Source organism: Gilvimarinus chinensis DSM 19667 (genome assembly GCF_000377745.1).
Lineage (GTDB): Bacteria > Pseudomonadota > Gammaproteobacteria > Pseudomonadales > Cellvibrionaceae > Gilvimarinus > Gilvimarinus chinensis.
Genome location: NZ_KB898708.1, coordinates 323,138 through 342,198, shown reverse-complemented (window position 1 = coordinate 342,198; position 19,061 = coordinate 323,138). Strand labels below are relative to the sequence as shown.

General features: G+C 48.4%; 19 protein-coding genes. 14 read left to right on the top strand and 5 right to left on the bottom strand.

All coding sequences use genetic code 11. The features are described 5' to 3' along the window. Nucleotides 1–4: 4 nt before the first annotated feature. Nucleotides 5–622 carry a hypothetical protein gene (locus D568_RS19980; protein ID WP_020209660.1) on the bottom strand — a complete coding sequence of 206 codons (618 nt, stop codon included), beginning with the start codon at nucleotides 620–622 and terminating at the stop codon, nucleotides 5–7. A 227-nt stretch (nucleotides 623–849) separates the two neighbouring features. On the opposite strand from D568_RS19980, the gene D568_RS0111015 reads away from it, so the two are divergent. From D568_RS0111015 to D568_RS0111000, 4 genes are read left to right on the top strand one after another with little or no spacing between them, the layout of a single operon-like run. After that, nucleotides 850–2,667, top strand: coding sequence for an extracellular solute-binding protein (locus D568_RS0111015; RefSeq protein WP_026286989.1), 1,818 nt, complete (start codon nucleotides 850–852; stop codon nucleotides 2,665–2,667). 19 nt (nucleotides 2,668–2,686) lie between these two features. Then, on the top strand, nucleotides 2,687–3,778 hold the full coding sequence (locus D568_RS0111010) for a microcin C ABC transporter permease YejB (RefSeq protein WP_026286988.1): 1,092 nt from the start codon (nucleotides 2,687–2,689) through the stop codon (nucleotides 3,776–3,778). Beyond that, on the top strand, nucleotides 3,778–4,800 hold the full coding sequence (locus D568_RS0111005) for an ABC transporter permease (RefSeq protein ID WP_020209657.1): 1,023 nt from the start codon (nucleotides 3,778–3,780) through the stop codon (nucleotides 4,798–4,800). The genes D568_RS0111010 and D568_RS0111005 overlap by 1 nt, the downstream gene beginning before the upstream one ends. A 5-nt stretch (nucleotides 4,801–4,805) precedes the next feature. Continuing rightward, a complete protein-coding gene (locus tag D568_RS0111000) occupies nucleotides 4,806–6,425 on the top strand; it encodes an ABC transporter ATP-binding protein (protein WP_157497825.1) in 1,620 nt (539 codons plus the stop codon). Here D568_RS0111000 and D568_RS0110995 read toward each other — a convergent pair. Together D568_RS0110995 and gloB are read right to left on the bottom strand one after the other, a co-directional pair. Continuing rightward, entirely contained in the window at nucleotides 6,422–7,990 is a 1,569-nt protein-coding gene (locus tag D568_RS0110995; protein WP_020209655.1) for a LysM peptidoglycan-binding domain-containing protein, read from the bottom strand. The genes D568_RS0111000 and D568_RS0110995 overlap by 4 nt on opposite strands. A 68-nt stretch (nucleotides 7,991–8,058) precedes the next feature. Then, a complete protein-coding gene (gene gloB / locus D568_RS0110990) occupies nucleotides 8,059–8,844 on the bottom strand; it encodes a hydroxyacylglutathione hydrolase (RefSeq protein WP_020209654.1) in 786 nt (261 codons plus the stop codon). A 91-nt stretch (nucleotides 8,845–8,935) separates the two neighbouring features. On the opposite strand from gloB, the gene D568_RS19975 reads away from it, so the two are divergent. The 9 genes from D568_RS19975 to msrA all read left to right on the top strand — a co-directional run bounded on the left by D568_RS19975 (nucleotide 8,936) and on the right by msrA (nucleotide 17,018). Further along, nucleotides 8,936–9,694: a methyltransferase domain-containing protein gene (locus D568_RS19975; RefSeq protein ID WP_051084043.1), complete on the top strand. Its 759-nt coding sequence runs from the start codon at nucleotides 8,936–8,938 to the stop codon at nucleotides 9,692–9,694. Nucleotides 9,695–9,746: 52 nt separating this feature from the next. Beyond that, nucleotides 9,747–10,187 (top strand): ribonuclease HI, encoded by a 441-nt coding sequence (rnhA, locus tag D568_RS0110980; RefSeq protein WP_020209652.1) that lies wholly within the window; start codon nucleotides 9,747–9,749, stop codon nucleotides 10,185–10,187. A gap of 1 nt (nucleotide 10,188) precedes the next feature. Next, nucleotides 10,189–10,920 carry a DNA polymerase III subunit epsilon gene (gene dnaQ / locus D568_RS0110975; protein WP_020209651.1) on the top strand — a complete coding sequence of 244 codons (732 nt, stop codon included), beginning with the start codon at nucleotides 10,189–10,191 and terminating at the stop codon, nucleotides 10,918–10,920. 161 nt (nucleotides 10,921–11,081) lie between these two features. Then, entirely contained in the window at nucleotides 11,082–12,797 is a 1,716-nt protein-coding gene (locus D568_RS0110970) for a FimL-related protein (RefSeq protein WP_020209650.1), read from the top strand. 9 nt (nucleotides 12,798–12,806) lie between these two features. Continuing rightward, a complete protein-coding gene (nudC, locus tag D568_RS19970; RefSeq protein ID WP_083915352.1) occupies nucleotides 12,807–13,607 on the top strand; it encodes an NAD(+) diphosphatase in 801 nt (266 codons plus the stop codon). Beyond that, nucleotides 13,600–14,250: a cation/multidrug efflux pump gene (locus D568_RS0110960; protein ID WP_245551630.1), complete on the top strand. Its 651-nt coding sequence runs from the start codon at nucleotides 13,600–13,602 to the stop codon at nucleotides 14,248–14,250. Before nudC ends, D568_RS0110960 begins: the two co-directional genes overlap by 8 nt. Before the next feature lie 26 nt (nucleotides 14,251–14,276). Further along, nucleotides 14,277–15,329: a protease SohB gene (gene sohB / locus D568_RS0110955; RefSeq protein ID WP_020209647.1), complete on the top strand. Its 1,053-nt coding sequence runs from the start codon at nucleotides 14,277–14,279 to the stop codon at nucleotides 15,327–15,329. 8 nt (nucleotides 15,330–15,337) lie between these two features. Continuing rightward, nucleotides 15,338–16,336, top strand: coding sequence for a YhdH/YhfP family quinone oxidoreductase (locus tag D568_RS0110950; RefSeq protein ID WP_020209646.1), 999 nt, complete (start codon nucleotides 15,338–15,340; stop codon nucleotides 16,334–16,336). A 37-nt stretch (nucleotides 16,337–16,373) separates the two neighbouring features. Further along, on the top strand, nucleotides 16,374–17,018 hold the full coding sequence (gene msrA / locus D568_RS0110945; RefSeq protein WP_020209645.1) for a peptide-methionine (S)-S-oxide reductase MsrA: 645 nt from the start codon (nucleotides 16,374–16,376) through the stop codon (nucleotides 17,016–17,018). Here msrA and D568_RS0110940 read toward each other — a convergent pair. Together D568_RS0110940 and D568_RS0110935 are read right to left on the bottom strand one after the other, a co-directional pair. After that, nucleotides 17,007–17,279, bottom strand: a complete 273-nt coding sequence (locus D568_RS0110940) for a hypothetical protein (RefSeq protein ID WP_020209644.1) — start codon at nucleotides 17,277–17,279, stop codon at nucleotides 17,007–17,009. The genes msrA and D568_RS0110940 overlap by 12 nt on opposite strands. Nucleotides 17,280–17,315: 36 nt before the next feature. After that, nucleotides 17,316–18,038, bottom strand: a complete 723-nt coding sequence (locus D568_RS0110935) for a phosphoadenylyl-sulfate reductase (protein WP_020209643.1) — start codon at nucleotides 18,036–18,038, stop codon at nucleotides 17,316–17,318. A gap of 223 nt (nucleotides 18,039–18,261) precedes the next feature. Between D568_RS0110935 and thrH the strand changes: the two genes are divergently transcribed. Further along, the gene (gene thrH / locus D568_RS0110930) at nucleotides 18,262–18,879 is read left to right on the top strand and encodes a bifunctional phosphoserine phosphatase/homoserine phosphotransferase ThrH (RefSeq protein ID WP_020209642.1); all 618 of its coding nucleotides are present in this window, start codon (nucleotides 18,262–18,264) and stop codon (nucleotides 18,877–18,879) included. Nucleotides 18,880–19,061: the final 182 nt, after the last annotated feature.

Here is a 19,061-nt window from a genome sequence, read left to right as displayed (position 1 = left end):
CTTATTATTCAAGGAGGTAATTTAATTTTTCAAGTAAGCCGTCTATGCAATTCTCACTGATAACCAACAATAGGTCACAATTTACTTTATGGTCTTCGATCGAGTAATTGATCTCTATTACAAGAGCCTCAGACCAACCGGTTTCTCGTTCTTGCAGGCTACTGGCCAGGTCTGGGTTGCCATTGAGCAAGGTGGGAGGACCAAGGCTGAAATGGGTGTCGAGCTGTTTAGCCAGGCTATGTAAACAAGCGCCTCCCAGTACATTGGTGGTGTCCATGAGTAGCTCGTTTTTAATACCTTCGCTCTGCTGATAGCGAAGTAGTGTCGCCAGGTCATGATAATTGGTGCCGTTAAAGATCAATAGAGCTTCACCGGCGATTCCGCCACCGATAAACCCTTGGCACACCCCAGTCAGGCCGTGTGTGACCTCGGTATTTGACTGCTGTAGGCTTTGCAGCGCCATGGCGATATCATTGCGAGTTAGAATGCCCACGGTGGGAATGGAGAGCACGACAAATACGTCAAGCAGGCGCGCTAGTCGATCTGCCGATTGCCCCATGGCGACATTGGCAATTTCTTGTAGGCAGTCCCGCTGGTCTTCATTAAGAAGCTTGGTTGTCATTGCGCAACCTTGCGTTCGAGAAATGATAGGGTTAAAAAATGATCAGCTTTGGCTGGCTGTCACTTAATTTAGTCTAATAGTAGCACTATAACATCAGGTTGTCCGTGCCAGTCTCCATAAGGCCTTGCTTAATATTATAGTGCTCGCTTTGCTCAACTTAGTTGTACATAAGGGCACTAGTTTCCGTACAATTTGTCCAACTGCCTTCGTTATCGCGAGATGAGAATATGAACAGATTTAGATACGCCGTGTTCGCATTGGTATGGTTATTCGCCTCCGCGGCTTATGCGCAAGACGCAGCTGAGGTAAATGTGATCAAATCCCACGCCTTCGCGGAGCGTGGCGAGCCAAAATATTCGGCAGACTTTGAACATTTTGACTATGTAAACCCTGACGCCCCTAAAGGGGGGCAGTTAGTCTTGGCAACGGTCGGTACCTACGACAGTTTTAATCGATATGCCTCGCGAGGTGATAGTGAGGTCAATAGCGAAGCCTTCTATGATTCTTTGATGATCAGCAGTGACGATGAGATAGGTGTTTATTATCCGTTGATTGCTGAGAGCATTGAGTACCCCTCAGATTACACATGGGTCACCTTTTATCTTAACCCCAATGCTCGCCATCAAGATGGTAAAAAAATCACGGCTGAGGATGTCGTATTTACTTTTCATAAATTTATGGAAGAGGGGGTTCCTTTCGTAAAGCAGCGTTATGGCGATGTTAGTGACGTGAAGGCTATCGATGAGTTAACAGTTAAGTTCTCATTTAAGACCTCGAATAAAGAGCTGGTGCCTAGTATGGCTTCTCTGCCTATTCTTCCTAAACATTATTGGCAGTCTCGTGACTTTTCAGAGCCATTAAAGGAGCCTCCGCTGGGGAGTGGTGCTTACCGTGTCGCCGACTATAAGTTGGGGCAGTCGGCGACCTACGAACGGATAAAAGATTATTGGGCTAAAAATTTACCTAGCCGTAAAGGGCTTCTGAATTTTGATACGATTCGCTATGACTATTATCGGGATGATACAGTCAGCTTAGAGGCATTTAAGGCAGGAGAGTTTGACTTCAGGCGGGAGAATATTGCCAAGCAATGGGCTGAAGGCTATCAGGTGCCAGCTGTCACCCAGGGAAAAATTGTGAAGGAAGAGGTGGCTCACTCCATTCCTCAGCCGATGCAGGCATTTGTTTTTAATACACAATACAAGTTGTTTCAGGATCGTCGCGTGCGTCGCGCACTGAACTTAATGCTGGATTTTGAATGGTTGAACAAAAACCTTTTCTATTCATCGTATACGCGCAATGAAAGTTACTTTGAAAACACACCGTACAAAGCCGAAGGCTCGCCCAGTAAAGCTGAGCTGGCGGTGTTAGAGCCTTTTCGTGATCAATTGCCTGAGGAGGTGTTTGGTCCTGTGTGGCGGGCACAAAAAACCGATGGCTCGGGCCGCAACAGAGAGCAAATGCGACAAGCGTTGGCACTTTTGAAAGAGGCGGGCTGGAGCTTAAAAGATAAAAAGTTGGTGAATGAAAAAGGCGAAGCATTTGCGTTCGAAATACTGCTTTATAGCCCTTCGATGGAGAGGGTAACCTTACCTTTTATTCGCAATTTAGAGCGCATTGGTATTAGTGCAAGTATTCGTATGGTGGATTCAACTCAGTATTTGAATCGTCTGCGTTCAAGGGACTATCAAATGACGCCGCAAGGATATAGCGCTATGCCGTACCCTATGCCGGTAATGGAACTTGCCTGGCACTCTGACTACCTGGACTCAACCTATAATCAAGCCGGTGTCAGTAATCCTGTGATCGACGCCTTGATTGCCCAGATTCGAGATAGTCAAGAAGATGATGACAAGCTCATGGCTTTGGGGAAGGCTTTTGACCGTGTTGCTTTGTGGAATTTTTATGTTATCCCGCAGTGGCATTCAGGTGTCTTCCGAATTGCCTACTGGAATAAATTCTCACGCCCTGAGAAACGTCCTAGATATGCCATTGGGTTGGACTCCTGGTGGTACGATGAGCAAAAAGCAAAATCTTTGGCGAAGTGATTAGGATGGTGGTGTAAATTTGGCGGCATATGTACTTAGGCGGTTGCTGCTGGTAATACCGACATTGCTGGCAATCATTACGCTCAATTTTTTTATTGTCCAGGCTACACCGGGCGGTCCAGTGGATCAGGCTGTTGCCAAGATGCTAGGGATGGGTGATAGCTCAATTCAGCGTGTGACAGGCAGCAGCTCGGACCAACCCGACTCTGGCTTGAGTGCCGCTGGCGAGTCACCTGAGTCCCGCGGGGCACGTGGGCTGGATCCTGAGGTAATCGCTGAAATTGAAAAACAGTTTGGCTTCGATAAACCCATGTACGAACGCTATTTCACTATGCTGTGGGATTATGTTCGCTTTGATTTTGGCGATAGTTTATTCAAAGCCAGTTCGGTTACAGAGCTAATCATTGATCGCTTGCCTGTATCTGTATCGTTAGGATTGTGGAGCACGTTGATTATTTACCTTGTCTCCATTCCTTTGGGAATTAGGAAAGCGATAAAGCACCACAGTAGTTTCGATGTTTGGAGCAGTTGGATTATTGTGATTGGCAACGCTGTGCCGGGCTTCTTATTTGCCATATTGCTTATCATCGTGTTTGCCGGCGGGTCCTATTTTGACTGGTTTCCCTTGCGAGGCCTGGTGTCTGACAACTTCGATTCCCTTCGATGGTACGAAAAAATTGCCGATTATTTTTGGCACTTAACCTTGCCGATTATCGCTATGGTCATAGGTGGCTTTGCCACATTGACCATGCTGACCAAAAACTCTTTTTTAGATGAAATCAATAAGCAGTATGTCATTACGGCTCGGGCAAAAGGGGCGATGGAAAGCCGGGTTTTGTACAAGCATGTGTTTCGAAATGCGATGCTGATTATTATCGCTGGCTTTCCTGCCACCTTTATCAGCATGTTTTTTACTGGTTCGCTTTTAATTGAGGTGATTTTCTCGTTAGAGGGGCTGGGCTTGTTAGGTTTTGAGGCTACTTTGCAGCGCGATTATCCCGTCATGTTTGGCACGTTGTATATGTTTGGCTTACTCGGCCTGCTCATTGGTATTGTGAGTGACCTCGCTTACACCTGGGTTGATCCCAGAATTGATTTTGAGGGTCGCTAATGAAATTGAGTCCATTGAATCAGGAGCGTTGGCAGCGCTTTAAAAAGAACCGTCGTGGATTTTTTAGCCTTTGGCTATTCTTAGCTTTGTTCACTGTAACCTTGGGTGCGGAGTTGATTGCCAATAGCGCCCCTATCATTGTTAAGTATGATAATAACTTATACTTTCCTGTTATACAGGAGTATTCAGAGCTGACATTTGGCGGCGATTTTGATGTTGCCGCCGATTATCGTGACCCTTATATTGCTGAGTTAATTAATCAGTCTGGTTGGATGTTATGGCCTCCCATCAGATTTGATTACAAAACGATTAATTATGACTTGCCTTCTCCGGCCCCCAGTCCTCCATCTGCCGAGAATTGGCTGGGGACTGATGATCAGGGGAGGGATGTCCTTGCTCGTTTAATTTATGGGTTTCGGATATCCGTTGTTTTTGGTCTGATCCTGACCTTGTTAACCACGGTTATCGGCGTTGCGGCAGGTGCAATACAAGGGTTTTACGGTGGAAAGATAGACCTGATTGGGCAGCGCCTGTTAGAGGTTTGGTCTAGTATGCCGACCCTCTTTGTGCTCATTATTATTGCCAGTTTAGTGCCTCCCAGCTTTTGGATTTTGTTGTTGATTTTATTATTGTTTGGCTGGATGACTTTAGTGGGTGTGGTGCGCGCCGAATTTCTGCGCGCGAGAAACCTTGATTATGTGTTGGCCGCACAGTCTATGGGGGTTTCGGATGCAACACTGATGTTTCGTCATCTATTGCCCAATGCGATGGTCGCGACAGTGACGTTTATTCCTTTCTTGTTGGTTGGAGGTGTTACCAGCCTGACGGCGCTGGACTTTCTTGGTTTCGGATTACCACCGGGGTCTGCCTCGCTAGGCGAAATGGTAAGTCAGGGTAAGAACAATTTGCACGCTCCCTGGATTGGTATATCAGTGTTTATTGTTTTAGCTTTGTTGTTAACGTTACTGGTTTTTGTGGGTGAAGCAGTTCGAGATGCCGTCGACCCTAATAAAACGCGATGAAATTTATGAGTACTCCACCTCTGTTACAGATTAAGAATTTAACTGTCGCTTTTGCTCAAGATGGCACACAGCGTAAAGTGGTTGAGGGCGTCAACCTTGATCTGAGCTCAGGTGAAATAGTAGCGTTGGTTGGGGAAAGCGGGTCCGGAAAATCGGTCACCGCTCAATCAATTCTAAAGCTATTACCTGCCTATAGTGCACACTACCAAAGTGGTGAGATTCTTTTTGAGCAGATAGATTTGCTGCAGCTTAGCGAAGCTAAGCTGGGGGGGTACCGTGGTAATCGCATCAGTATGATCTTTCAAGAACCCATGACCTCTTTAAATCCGCTGCACAGTATTGAAAAGCAATTGGCTGAAGTTTTATTGCTGCATAAAGGGTTGTCGCGTGCAAAAGCTCGACCCCAGGTATTGCGGTGGCTTGAAAAAGTAGGCATTCGGGATGCGCAGCGAAGATTGTCGGCTTTACCCCATGAGTTAAGTGGCGGAGAAAGACAGCGCGTAATGATTGCCATGGCGCTCATTACAGAACCTGAGATATTAATTGCTGATGAGCCCACCACTGCACTTGATGTGACAGTGCAGGCGCAAATCCTGGCACTGCTGAAATCGCTTCAGCAAGAGCTGAATATGGCGGTATTGTTTATCACCCACGATCTTCATGTGGTTCGGGCATTGTCCGACCGAGTGGCCATTATGAGAGAGGGGAAGTTAATCGAAACTGGCGCGACGGCCGATATTTTTGCCAACCCCAAAGAGGGTTATACGCGAGAGCTGATTGCCTCTGACCCTGGGGGGGCACCCATTCCAGTGCCGGCCAGGTCGCCTGAAATACTCTCAGTGTCAAACTTGCGAACGTGGTTTCCTGTTTATAAGGGTGTGTTTAAAAGAGTCGCGGATCATGTAAAAGCCGTTGATGATATTTCATTTACCCTTCGTGAGGGCGAGACGGTAGGTGTGGTGGGAGAAAGTGGCTCGGGTAAAACAACACTGGGACGGTCTTTGTTGCGTTTAATCGAAAGCGATGGTGAAGTTGCTTACGGCACCCATAAGCGACTTTCATTACTTCAGTTAAGCGCCCGCGAGCTGAAACCTTTACGGCGGGAAATACAGGTTATTTTTCAAGATCCGTTCTCAAGCTTAAGTCCGCGGATGACAGTGGCTGATATTATTGCAGAGGGGCTGAAAGTCCATGAGCCAGGCTTAAATAAGGAAGCGATTGAGGTTCGAGTTATCGACGTTTTAACTCAAGTGCAGTTAGATGCGGCGGCTCGATTTCGGTATCCCAATGAGTTTTCAGGTGGACAACGACAGCGAATTGCTATTGCAAGGGCGTTGATTTTAAAGCCGCGATTAATTGTGCTAGATGAGCCAACGTCAGCGCTTGATAGAGCCGTTCAGAAAGAAGTGATTACGCTGCTTAAACGTTTGCAGCAAGAGCACAAAATGGCGTTTATATTTATTAGCCACGATTTGGATGTGGTAAAAGCCATGAGTCATACTATTTTAGTGATGAAGGCTGGCAAGGTGGTGGAGACCGGAAGTGCTGAGGCGCTCTTTAATCGTCCTCAGCATCCCTACACTAAAACGTTACTTCAGGCCGTTCGTACTGTGACGAGCGCTTAACGCCCATTTTTTACATCCACAAACAGTGTCAGCTTTTGACCTGGGTGTATGTAATTTTTAACTGCCACATTATTCCAACGGCTGATGTCCTGAATGCTTACATTAAATTTACGGGCGATGGTATCAAGTGAGTCTCCGCTGCGGACTTTGTAGGTTAGCTTGCGGGTAATACCATTACTGTCTCCGGATTTTGAGGTTTTACTCCAGACCACCAGAGTTTGCCCAGGCTTTAAGGTATCGCGGGAGGACATGCCATTCCATTTGGCAAGTGAACTGACGCTTACCTTATGTTGATTGGCGATACGCCAAAAACTGTCTCCTTTTTTAACCACATAGTTGACCTTGGTGCTGCCACTGCTGCCCTTTGATTTGCTTTGGCTGGAAGCGCGTCTTTGTGTGGCGCTAAAGGCGTAGTGCTCGCTTTGCTCTGAAGCGCTGGGGATGAGCAATGTATCTCCAGCGCGAATTCGTGAAGACTTTAAATTGTTCGCTGTGCGTAAGGCTTCTGGGTTGGTGTTAAAGCGCTTGGCGATTTTAATTAATGAGTCACCGCGCTTAATGCTGTATCTCTGCCAGCTGATACGCTCTGCGGTAGGGATAGCAGCCAGTGCATTGGCAAAGCCTTCCGCGTGAGCGCTTGGAATTAAAAGGCGGTGTGGCCCCTCCGGATCTGTCGCCCAGCGGTTATAGCCCGGGTTGAGTAGATAGAGTTCGTCCATGGAAATGTTGGCGAGTTCGGAGGCGCGGGCCAAATCCAGCTGTGAATCGATGTCCACGGCTACAAAATAGGGCGCGTTGGGAATCTCGGGAAGCTCAATATCGTACTCGGCAGGGTTGGCGATAATTTTCGAAAGAGCTAATAGCTGAGGCACATAGGCGCGTGTTTCACGGGGCAGGCTTAATGACCAAAAATCCGTTGGTTGGCCGGCTTTGGCGTTACGATTGATTGAGCGTTGCAGACGCCCTTGTCCGGTGTTGTAAGCGGCCAGGGCGTGAAGCCAATTGTCATCGAATAACTTATGCAATCGCTCAAGATAGGCTAACGCCGCGTCGGTAGAGTCGATAATATCCCGGCGTCCGTCATACCACCAGTTTTGTTTCAGGCCGTATTCTCGCCCAGTGCCGGACATAAATTGCCACATTCCTGAAGCCGTTGCGTAGGAGTAAGCGAAGGGATCAAAAGCACTTTCTACTACTGGCATCAGGGCGATCTCAAGGGGCAGGCCTTGAGCTTCTGTTTTTTCAACAATGTGGTACAGATAACGTTGGCCGCGTGTGAATACCCGTTCAATATATTCTGGGTGATTTGCGTACCAATCTACATATTGATCGAGCTGTTTCTGATCGTAGGGGCCCAGTGAAAAACCACTGCGGATACGATCCCACAAATCCTGATCCACTGTTGAGCTGGTTTTAGCAATGCTTACAGGCGGTTTATCGCTTTTGCTCTGTACGGCTGGAACAGGCTTCTCTGCCGTGGTATTTAAGGGGGGAGTGGTTGGGGTTAGGCCGCAAGAAGTGAGAAAAATACTTAGGGCAACGGCGATAGTTTTGGTCAATCTCATGCGGCTGGAGTCTTATGTTGTTTCATCATTCAAAGTTCACGGGATTCTAGGGTTTTCACTGCAGCTGGTCAATTTTTGCCAAAGTTGTCTTTCCAGTGCCGAATGGCGGCGAAAACTTCACTTTCTGAAGTGAGTCTGCGGCCTGAGTAATGCTCAGCGCTGGCAATTACCTCTACTTCGGTGGTTCGCAAAAATGGGTTCGTGGCAAGCTCAAGGGCTAAGGAGCTGGGAATCGTCGGTAGCCTTTGCGCTCGCTTTCTTTTCTCTTCTTCCTGACGCTTACGTAGCTCAAGATTGTTGGGCTCAACACTTAATGCAAACTGAATGCTATCGATCGTGTATTCGTGGGAGCAGCAAATCAGAGTATCTGGTGGGAGCTGGCAGAGCTGTTGCAATGAATTGACAAATTGCTCGGCACTCCCCTCGAACATACGGCCACACCCGGCTCCAAAAATATTATCGGCGCTAAACAGTCGCGGTGGTTCAGAGTTGGGTAAAAAGTAGGCGATGTGTTCTAAGGTGTGCCCGGGCGTATCAAGCACTTCGAGTGTAAGAGGACCCAGCGCCAAGGTGTCGCCGCCTTTAAGTGGATGGGTTATCTGAGGGATTTTAGGGCTCGAGGGGCCGTAAACCGGCACGTTGAAATCTGTAAGCAGGTCGTCGATACCGTCGGTGTGGTCCCAGTGATGATGAGTGACCACTATTCCCGCTAAGGTCAGCTCGTGTTGCTTTAGCTGTTGGCGTACAGGTTCTGCATCGCCTGGGTCGAAAATATAGGCATTAGCCGAGTTATCATCAGGTTGCAGCAACCAGAAGTAATTTGTCTGTAGGGCTGGAAAGGAAAAGAGTCGCACAAAGCCTCCTGTAGCCTCGGGGTTGATGGTATCGGAGATGTTGGTCGGCTATGGTAACATCGCTGACTAAACGACTTACGGGTGATACGGTTTGGCGGGCAAAATTTGCAAACCTCAGCAGGCGGTAGACGCTGCATCTCAGTGGTTTTCGAGTGCCACAGGCCAGGTGTTGCTAAGTCGTCAACAGGAGGCTATTGATCCTGTTCTCTCTTGTATGTTCGGGTATCATTTGTGTCAGATCAGCGTTTGCCGTGGTCTAAACCTAACCTCAGCCAGTCGTATTCCCCATAAATTTGCGATTAGCCCTATTGCCGATGGAAATAGTTGGGAGGGGGCTCGAGGCGATTTTAGTCTGTTGCCGTTAGCGTCAGAATCGGTGGATGTGGTCTTACTGCATCACTCTTTGGATTACAGCGCTACGCCCCAGCAATTGTTAGCGGAAGCCGCGCGGGCGACAATCCCTCGGGGGCATATTATTGTCTGTGGGTTTAACCCGTGGAGTCTGCAGGGAGTATGGCGTTTCTCTCGGCGTTTCAGCAGCAATAACCCTTTGTGGCATCACCATCATATCCGCTTAGGGCGTTTGTTAGACTGGTTTGCTGTGCTGGGCTTGAGCCTGGTCGAGGTGCGTTATGGCGGTTTTTGGCCGGGTGCCGCGACTGCAGACATGTTCGAGCGCAGCTGTGATCGCCTGAAGTTACCCTGGGGGAGTTACTATATGGCCTGTGTGCGTAAAGATGTACCGGGTGTTTTGGCCATCAAACCTGACTGGTCGACGATTGAAATCAGGGCTTTGGGGGCAGCTCAACGTAAAGCAAGCCGAGATGGCTGTTCAGTTAGAGGTTGGTAACCTTGCATTGAAAGCTCAAAGCCCTAAGAGAGAATGAAGCGAGTAATTATTAGTGAAGAACATTGAGATTTTTACAGATGGTGCCTGCCGGGGTAACCCGGGGCCTGGTGGCTGGGGGGCATTATTGCGATACAACGAAAAAGAAAAAGAGCTGTTTGGTGGAGAGGCTAATACAACCAATAACCGAATGGAGTTAATGGCGGCTATTCAGGGATTAAAGGCTCTGAATGAGGCCTGCAATGTCGTGTTAACAACTGACTCTCAGTACGTACGTAAAGGTATAACCGAATGGCTGTCCGGCTGGAAACGCAATGGGTGGCGTACCTCTGCTAAAAAGCCCGTGAAAAATGACGACCTTTGGCGTTTATTGGATGAGCAGTGCCAGCGTCATGAGGTAGATTGGCGCTGGGTAAAAGGGCACAGCGGTCACACGGAAAACGAGCGCGCTGACCAGCTAGCGAATCGTGGTATTGATTCTTTAAAGGGGTTATAGCATGAGTATAGATGTGAAGGGCCACCGTCAAATTGTTTTGGATACAGAGACTACAGGCCTGGACCCTGCATCGGGGCATAAGATTATTGAGATCGGTTGTGTCGAGGTGATCAACCGTAAGTTAACGGGAAATCATTACCATCAGTACATTAATCCGCAGCGAGAAGTGGATGCTGGGGCAATAGAAGTTCACGGTATTACCAATGAAATGCTGGCTGATAAGCCCGTGTTCTCTCAAATTCGTGATGAGTTTCTCGCCTTTATTGAGGGTGGGGAGCTTGTGATTCACAACGCCCCGTTCGATGTGGGCTTTATTGATCATGAGTTGCGTCAGCTCAATCCTGCGCATCAGACCATTGCACTTAGTAACTCTATTGTTGACTCTTTGGTCTTGGCGCGAGGTAAGCATCCAGGGCAAAAAAACAACCTGGATGCACTGTGCAAGCGTTATGGCGTCGATAACTCCCAGCGTGATTTGCATGGAGCGTTGCTTGATGCGGAAATTCTAGCTGATGTCTATCTGCTGATGACGGGGGGGCAAACCGCGCTCTCGCTGGGCAGTAGTGGTAATAGTGGCGATGAGGGCAGTGATGGGGCAGGAGAGATTCGTCGTTTAAGCCCTGAAAGGGCGCCTCTACCGGTACTACGAGCCACTGACCACGAGCTTGAGTGTCATCAAAAAAAGTTGGCGGATATTGATAAGGCCAGTGGTGGAAACTGCCTTTGGCGGTGAAATGCGACATCTTTAGCTATTGCCAAGTACTCGCTCTAGCGGTCTGTCATGTTTTAAGGTAGTTTCTACTATTTACGATTAACCTGTTGCTGCTAAACGTAAAAGTTTAATGTGATGAGCGTTTTTTGAGCGGCACCAAAGGTAACTTTAGGACGATAATAGTGAACCAGGATACCGCAGAGAATTTTAATGCTTCCTCTTTAAAGCTTGTACATGATGAACTCTTGGCAACAATAGAGTCGGCAGCCTCGCGTTTAGAACAATTTGTGGCTGACTTGGAAAATGGCGAGTTATTACAGCTGTGTATAGACGATATCAAGCAGATACGTGGAACACTCAGTTTGTTACAGCTGCGAGGCGTCGATTTACTGGCGCAAGAGCTTGTTGAGCATATTACGGATATCCCGCTGGGTGAGGACCCAAAAACGGTAGCAAAGCTGGATCGCCTCACCTCAGTCTTTTTTATTTTGCCGCGTTACCTTGAGTACTGCACCCAAGTAGGGCGCAGTATGGCTGTATTGCTCATTCCTTATATCAATGAGTTACGTCGGGTGCGTAAGGCACCCCCTGTGCCACAAAGTTACTATTACCCCGTTAATGTCACTGACCCGCAAAGAGAATCTAAGCCCGAATTAAACCTTCCGGAAGAGTTTCGTCAGGTCGTGCGCAGGCTTCGCCACATGTACCAAGTGGCGATGCTTAACGTATTACAAGGGCAGCAGGTTACTCCCTCCCTCGGCATGATGTCCCGGGCATTAGAACGCCTGGATAAAGTGTGTGGAAATCACCCCGTGGCCAATCTCTGGTGGGTTGGGGCTGAGTTTTTAACTCTTTTAAGCAAAAACCAGCTTGAGCTAACAAATGCTCGGAAAATGCTTTTTGGCGCTATTGACAGAGACATTAAAAGACTGCAGTTCGAAGGCGAAGCCGTTCTCAAGCGTGCTCCCAATGAACCTTTGTTGAAAGAGCTGATTTATCTGACGGTTTTAGCTCATCAAGATAGTGAGAGAAATCGTCGTATACGCAAAGCATTTGATGCTCCAGAGCTTGGGTACACGGAAAGTGGGCTTGCCAAAGAGCAGGAGCATTTAAAAGGGCCGAGCGCGACTACCGTTAGTTCCATGAGTGCCGTATTACAAGATGAGTTACGAACTACAAAAAATATTCTCGAAAGGGCCGCTCAGGGTGGTGTAGAGCTATTAATTGATAGCCCAGAGCTTGTGGATACCCTAAAGAGAGTGGCCGATACCTTGTCGGTCGTCGGTCTTGTGGCGCCCGCAAACTCTCTGAAAGAGGAAATTGCCCGAATCAGTAGCTGGCAAGATGGCAGCAACGAGGCCCAGGCGGATGAGCTACTGAAAGTAGCCGATACTCTGCTTTATATCGAGAGTACGGTGGCCGGTTTGTCAAAAATGAGCTTGTCAGAGGAAAAGCTTGCGCGGTTGAACGCCTTGTCCCGCGAAGAAGCGCTTTCTAACAGCCAGATTATGGAGGCTGAAACACTGGTCATTGAAGAGGCTGAGGCGGGCCTGGCATTAATTAAGCGCGGATTAAACTCTTACGCTGAATCTAATTATGATGTTGGCCATATTAAAAACGTCGCCTCCACATTAACCAGTGTTCGTGGTGGGATGTCCGTGCTTAATTTACCCCGAGCTGCCCAGGTTGTCGCTGCCTGTGAGCGATTTGTTAATGAAGCGCTACTAGGGGGAGAGGAACTCGCGGCCGTTCAGCATTTGCTGGAAACGTTTGCCGATGCAGTTATTAGCCTGGAGTACTATCTCGATTCAATCAAATCCGGTAAAGACGCCGATACCAGTGTTTTGCAAGTGGCAGAAGACAGTTTGGCGGCACTTGGCTATCCTGTCGATACTTGAGTGCCCGCTATGCAACCCAACTTCTCTAAGCTGTGGCTGGTGAAAAATGGCTCTATTGGTGTGGACAGTTCAGGAAACCCCATACACGAAGTAGAGAGCTTGAGAGAGGGTATATACTTACCGTTGACGGCCTCAGACTCTAACGACTATGCACTACTATTAAAAGACGACTTGGTAAATAGTGATGTTCAATGGGTGTCTTTACGCGAGTGTTTGTTTGAGTTTAACGAACAGCAAATTTTATCCGCAAGTCAAGCCGTACAGTTAAGTCATTGGTTTTACTCCCATCGTTTTTGCAGTTGCTGTGGTACAGCTTTAGGGTTGCCTCATGCAGAAGACCTGAAGCGCAAAGAGATGGTGTTGCGTTGCAATGCCTGCGACAGCAATTATTATCCACGAGTCTCACCTTGTATTATCGTTTTAATAAAGAAAGAAAAATCCTGCCTGTTGGCTAGGCATAAACGCTCTCATACCGCTGTTTACACGACACTGGCGGGATTTATAGAGGCCGGAGAGTCTGCCGAGCAGGCGGTTATACGTGAAGTTCGTGAAGAAGTGGGTATTGAAGTAAATAATCTCACTTTTCACAGCAGCCAAAGCTGGCCTTTTCCAGGGCAGTTAATGCTTGGCTTTTACGCTGACTACGCGGATGGTGAAATTAGCTTACAGGAAGAAGAGATTGTAGATGCTAACTGGTTTGAGTCAACAAATCTGCCGGAGATACCGCCTTCCGGTACTATTGCGCGGCGTTTGATTGATGGATTTTTAGAGCGTTGTAAGTCACAGGGGGAAGAATACAGTGGTGTATAGTGCGATAGCAGCGGTGGCTGCATTGCTTGCTCTGATGGTGGCCTATTCAGCCGCAAAACTGTTATGGAAAGACAGTTGGATACTTGGATGGCTGAGAGGCATGTTTGGCTTAGGCATGTTGGCCTTAGCGGTCGTTTTTGTGTTTATTGCCCTGGATATTTTCAGTTATCGGCAGATACAAACGGAGCAAACCGTTGCCACTCTAAGTTTTGATAAAAAAGCGGACCAGGTCTTTGAGGTGTTGGTGGTCGATGCGGAAGGTGTCGAACATCGTTACAAAATCAAAGGAGATCAATGGCAGTTAGACGCTCGGATTATTAAGTGGACGGGTGCGTTATCCAACGTTGGTATAAAGCCAGGGTATCGACTGGATCGCTTATCCGGCCGCTACTACTCGTTAGAAAAAGAGCGTGAGGAAGACCGGACTGTCTATGCATTCAATGAGAGCCCTGTAGGAGTTGATGTCTGGGCATGGCTGCGTGAGGCAAAAGAGCGTTTGCCGATCGTTGATGCGGTATACGGCAGTGCGACATATCTGCCGATGGCGGATGAGGCCGTATTTGAAATAAGCTTATCAGCGGCTGGGCTTGTGGCTCGCCCGGTAAACGATCAGGCGCGCTCAGCAGTGAGCGGCTGGCACTAAACCGATAAAAAGTTAGGAGAAATTGTTTGGAATTTATCAGTGAATATGGCTTGTTTTTGGCTAAAGCCATTACCGTTTTAGTGGTTGTTGCAGTGGTTTTAGCCTTAATTGCCAGTAATAAACAAAAGGGTAATAGCAATGAAGGTCATATTGAAGTAACAAAGCTTAACGAAAAGTTTGAACAATTTACCGATACTATCAAAGGTGAGGTGCTGGATTCAGCTGCGAGAAAGTTAGAGCTTAAGCTTAAAAAAAAGAACAGCAAAGCAGAAAAAAAGCGGCATAAAAAGCCGCCGGAAAAAGCTGATCATACCCTAAAGCGACGTAAACGCATTTATGTGCTTAATTTTGATGGCGATATTAAAGCATCGGCTGGAGATAGCCTGCGTGAGGAGATAACAGCGGTCCTTGGCGTGGCCGAGAGTAAGGACGAAGTGGTTGTACGGCTTGAAAGCGGCGGCGGCATGGTGCACAGCTACGGGTTGGCGGCTAGTCAACTTATGCGTTTTAAAGAGCGAGGTATTCCTTTAACGGTCAGTGTCGATAAGGTGGCTGCCAGTGGTGGCTATATGATGGCATGCGTAGCGGATAAAATCATTGCTGCACCTTTTGCAATTCTAGGTTCAATCGGGGTGGTGGCTCAACTTCCTAATTTTCATCGCTTACTCAAAAAGAACGATATCGACTTCGAAATGTTTACCGCCGGTGAGTACAAGCGAACGGTAACCATGTTTGGCGAGAATACGGACAAGGGGCGAGAGAAGTTCACCGACGATATTGAAAAAACCCACGTACTTTTTAAAGAGTTTGTTTCGGAGCATCGGCCCGTTGTTGCCATTGAACAAGTGGCTACCGGGGAAGTGTGGTACGGTCGCCGCGCGTTGGACATTCAGCTGATCGATGAAATTGTCACCAGTGACAGCTATCTTTACTCTCAGCACCCTGATGCAGATATATTCGAAGTTGAGTACGCACAAAAGAAAACATTGCCAGAAAAGTTAGGTCTTGCAGCCGAGGCCAGTTTTGATAAATTGACCTTGCGCTGGCTGTCACGGTTACAATCCACTCGCTGGTTTTAGGAGATATTATGTCTGATTTCAGCTCTGTTCGTGTGCATCGCAGTAAAAACGGCCAAGTTAGCTGCGTGCTTGAAAATGTTGCTGAATCTACCTTAGGTGATCGTGGCGTTTTGATCGATGTGTACTACTCAGGGCTAAACTTTAAAGACGCATTAAGTAGCGCTGCAAACCCTGGTGTGAGCCGCAACTTTCCTCACACGCCAGGCATCGATGCCGCGGGTATCGTTCGTGATGATCCCTCAGGAACGTTCAAGGCGGGGCAGAGGGTGTTGGTTAGCGGCTACGATTTTGGGATGAATACCCCCGGAGGTTTAACGCAGGTATGCCGCGCACCCGTGGAATGGGTGTGTGAGTGCCCTGAATCATTGAGTTTGGCTGACGCTATGATTTATGGCACTCCTGGGCTAACGGTTGCGCAAGGGTTAGATAAAATCAAACGGCTACAGCGAGCAGAGATAGACGGCGAAACGTTTGTGATCACAGGTGCATCAGGCGCCGTTGGCAACCTCGCCATTATTCTGGCGAGTTACTCAGGCTGCAAAGTCATTGCTTTAAGTGGCAAGGCGCAGTTATACCCCAGGTTGCGAGAGTTGGGTGCCAGTGAGTGTATGCCCAGTTCAGAGTGGTTAGAGCCACAGAAAAAAGCACTGCTAAAACCTTCTTGGCGCTTGGGGTTCGACACCTTAGGGGGTGACGCTTTAGTAAACCTGTTAAAAGCGACGGATCACGAAGGGGCTATTGTCAGCTGTGGATTAGCGCTGTCAGCCGACTTAACGGCTAATGTTTACCCCTTTATTCTGCGCGGTGTCTCGCTACTGGGCGTGGATTCCGCGGAGCAGCCACTAAGCTATAAACATAGACTTTGGCAGCAGCTGGCAGAGGTACCTTTAACCCAGAAGGTCAAAGATGCGATGGTGCGTGAAATTTCTCTTGCTCAAGTTCCTGATTATTTAAGTGCGATGTTAAAAGGTCAGGGGCAGGGCAGAGTCCTGGTTAAAACTCGTTAAGTCGCTAACGGCGATGGCTTGAACAGGAGTGGGGTGTATGTTTTCAGGACAAGATAAATCCAAAATGCCAACTGAAGAGCAGGCATTGCCGGGCAGGCCAGAACCCCTTCAGGTGGAAAATACTCACTGGGTATCAGGGGAAGTAATCAAGCCTCCTTTTCCAGAGCATACCGAGTGGTTTTTAGCCGGTTTGGGGTGCTTTTGGGGGGCGGAGCGCTGCTTCTGGCAAGAGCCGGGCGTATTTACGACTGCTGTCGGGTATGCCGCAGGCCATACACCCAACCCAACTTACGAAGAGGTGTGTAGTGGGTTGACGGGTCATAATGAAGTTGTTTTAGTGGTGTATAACCCTGCAGACACCTCATTCGACCGACTCCTGCAAGTATTTTGGCAGGCTCATGATCCTACTCAAGGTATGCGGCAAGGTAACGATCGGGGCACTCAATACCGCTCGGGGCTGTACTTGAGCAGTGAGGCTCAATTAAGCCGCGCCCAGGCAAGCCGAGACCTTTACCAGGCGGAACTTCGAGCCCGGGGGTATGGCGATATCACCACCGAGATTCAGCCTGCACCAGCGTTTTATTACGCTGAGACGTATCATCAGCAATATCTGGCTAAAAACCCTGGGGGTTATTGCGGTCTCGGTGGGACTGGAGTCACTTGTCCTGGGTTAAGCCTCTAAGACTTCAAGTAAGAACTTCATATAGACCGTGTAAATTTTAATCGGCTTTCCATCTTCCTCGACCATAAAAAATGGTGCCCGGTCCACGCCGTACTGTTTGGCAAGTTGCATGCCCGGGCTGTCAATGTCGTCTTCACGGGCTTCAACGATTTCGTCGATACGGGCCAAGTGGCCTGCTTGCTCTAGTTTATTTTGTACATCCAGACATTTTCGGCATGCAGAGCCGTCACGCAGTATTTTTTTTACCAGAGTTATTTTCATCGCCTGTACCGCTCATCGTTAGATGGGTGTTGCCGCTTAGCTGATATTACTGGCGTGGAGGCCGCACTCTTTTTTCGTCGCTTCTTCCCACCACCAGCGCCCTTCGCGTTCATGTTGGCCAGGGCCAATTGGTTTGGTGCAGGGCTCGCAGCCGATGGAAACAAAACCACGATCGTGCAGGGGGTTGTAAGGAACCTCGTAGGCCCGGATATAGGCCCAGACTTCCTCTGAACTCCAGTTGGCGAGAGGGTTAAATTTGGTCAGTGTCTCACCGGCGCGGGCAAATGCCAGGTCGTCCTGGATGACGGGGATGTCTGCGCGGGTGCCAGGGCTTTGATCTTTACGCTGGCCGGTAATCCAGGCATCAACCTCCAGCAACTTCTTGCGCAACGGGTTGATTTTACGAATGCCGCAGCATTCTTTATGGGTGTCCTCGTAAAAACTGAAAAGACCTTTTTTACTGACAAGCTGGCGTACTTCTTCGCCATCAGGAGATAGTATATCTATCTGGATTCCATAGTGCTTACGCACTTGCTCGATGAACTGATAGGTTTCGCTGTGCAGGCGCCCGGTGTCTAGGCAAAATACTGACACATCCGGGCGAATACGGCTGGCCATGTCTATGAGTGCAACATCTTCAGCTCCGCTGAATGAAATAGCTATATTTTGGTAGTTTTCCAGAGCGTAGCGCATTATCCGATGGGGACTTTGCTTGGCCAGTTCCTGCTCTATATCAACAGTGTTGATAACCTCGGTCATGGTTTGTGGTTCCTGAATCACGGTGGTTCTGGCTGATGCCAAGATCTAATTTTGCGCGAAGCATAGCAAAGCGAGGCGTGTCTGCCCAATACCTTGGGGGTATTATCTTATAACTGTCTATTATCCCGAGCTGAGGGTGCCCCTGGGTTATCTGGATTGCTTTTCGGCGCTTGGCAAGGTAGATTCGCCAACTTTTATACCGCTTAGGATAGGGGAGATAGCTGTGGAACTCGCTTGTTTAGACTTAGAAGGCGTATTAGTGCCTGAAATTTGGATTAAATTTGCCGAAAAGACCGGCATCGAAGCCTTAAAGGCAACGACCAGGGATATTCCTGACTACGATGTACTGATGCGTCAGCGGCTTAAAATTCTTGAAGAGAATAACCTGGGGTTGAATGAAATTCAGGAGGTGATTGCCACCCTTAAGCCCCTTGAGGGCGCAGTGGAGTTTGTTGACTGGCTGCGGGAGCGCTTTCAAGTGATTATTCTATCGGATACCTTTTACGAGTTCTCCCAGCCCTTGATGCGTCAGCTGGGCTTCCCCACGTTACTTTGTCACCGCCTTGAGACCGATGCCAGCGGGAGAGTTATTAATTACCACCTACGCCAGAAAGACCCAAAACGTCAGTCTGTTCTGGCCCTGAAGACCCTCTATTATCGTATTATCGCTGCCGGTGATTCTTATAACGATACCACCATGCTGGGTGAGGCTGATGCGGGCATCTTGTTTCATGCGCCTCAGAACGTAATAGACGAATTCCCTCAGTTTCCTGCCGCCCATACTTACGAAGAGCTAAAGAAGGAATTTATTAAGGCAAGCAATCGAGAGCTTTCACTGTAGTGTCAGGGGCGTTTTACGCCCCTGACTCTTTATTTGAAAGAAAGCGGGCATTGCTGTAAAAGCGAAACAATGCGTAATATAGTGGTCAAAAGTTGGGCAGACGGAGTTGGCCTTGAAGACCTTCCCCCGGGGTTTAAACCCTCAAATTTCCATTCGTACTATCACGGTGGTGCTGGTGGTGT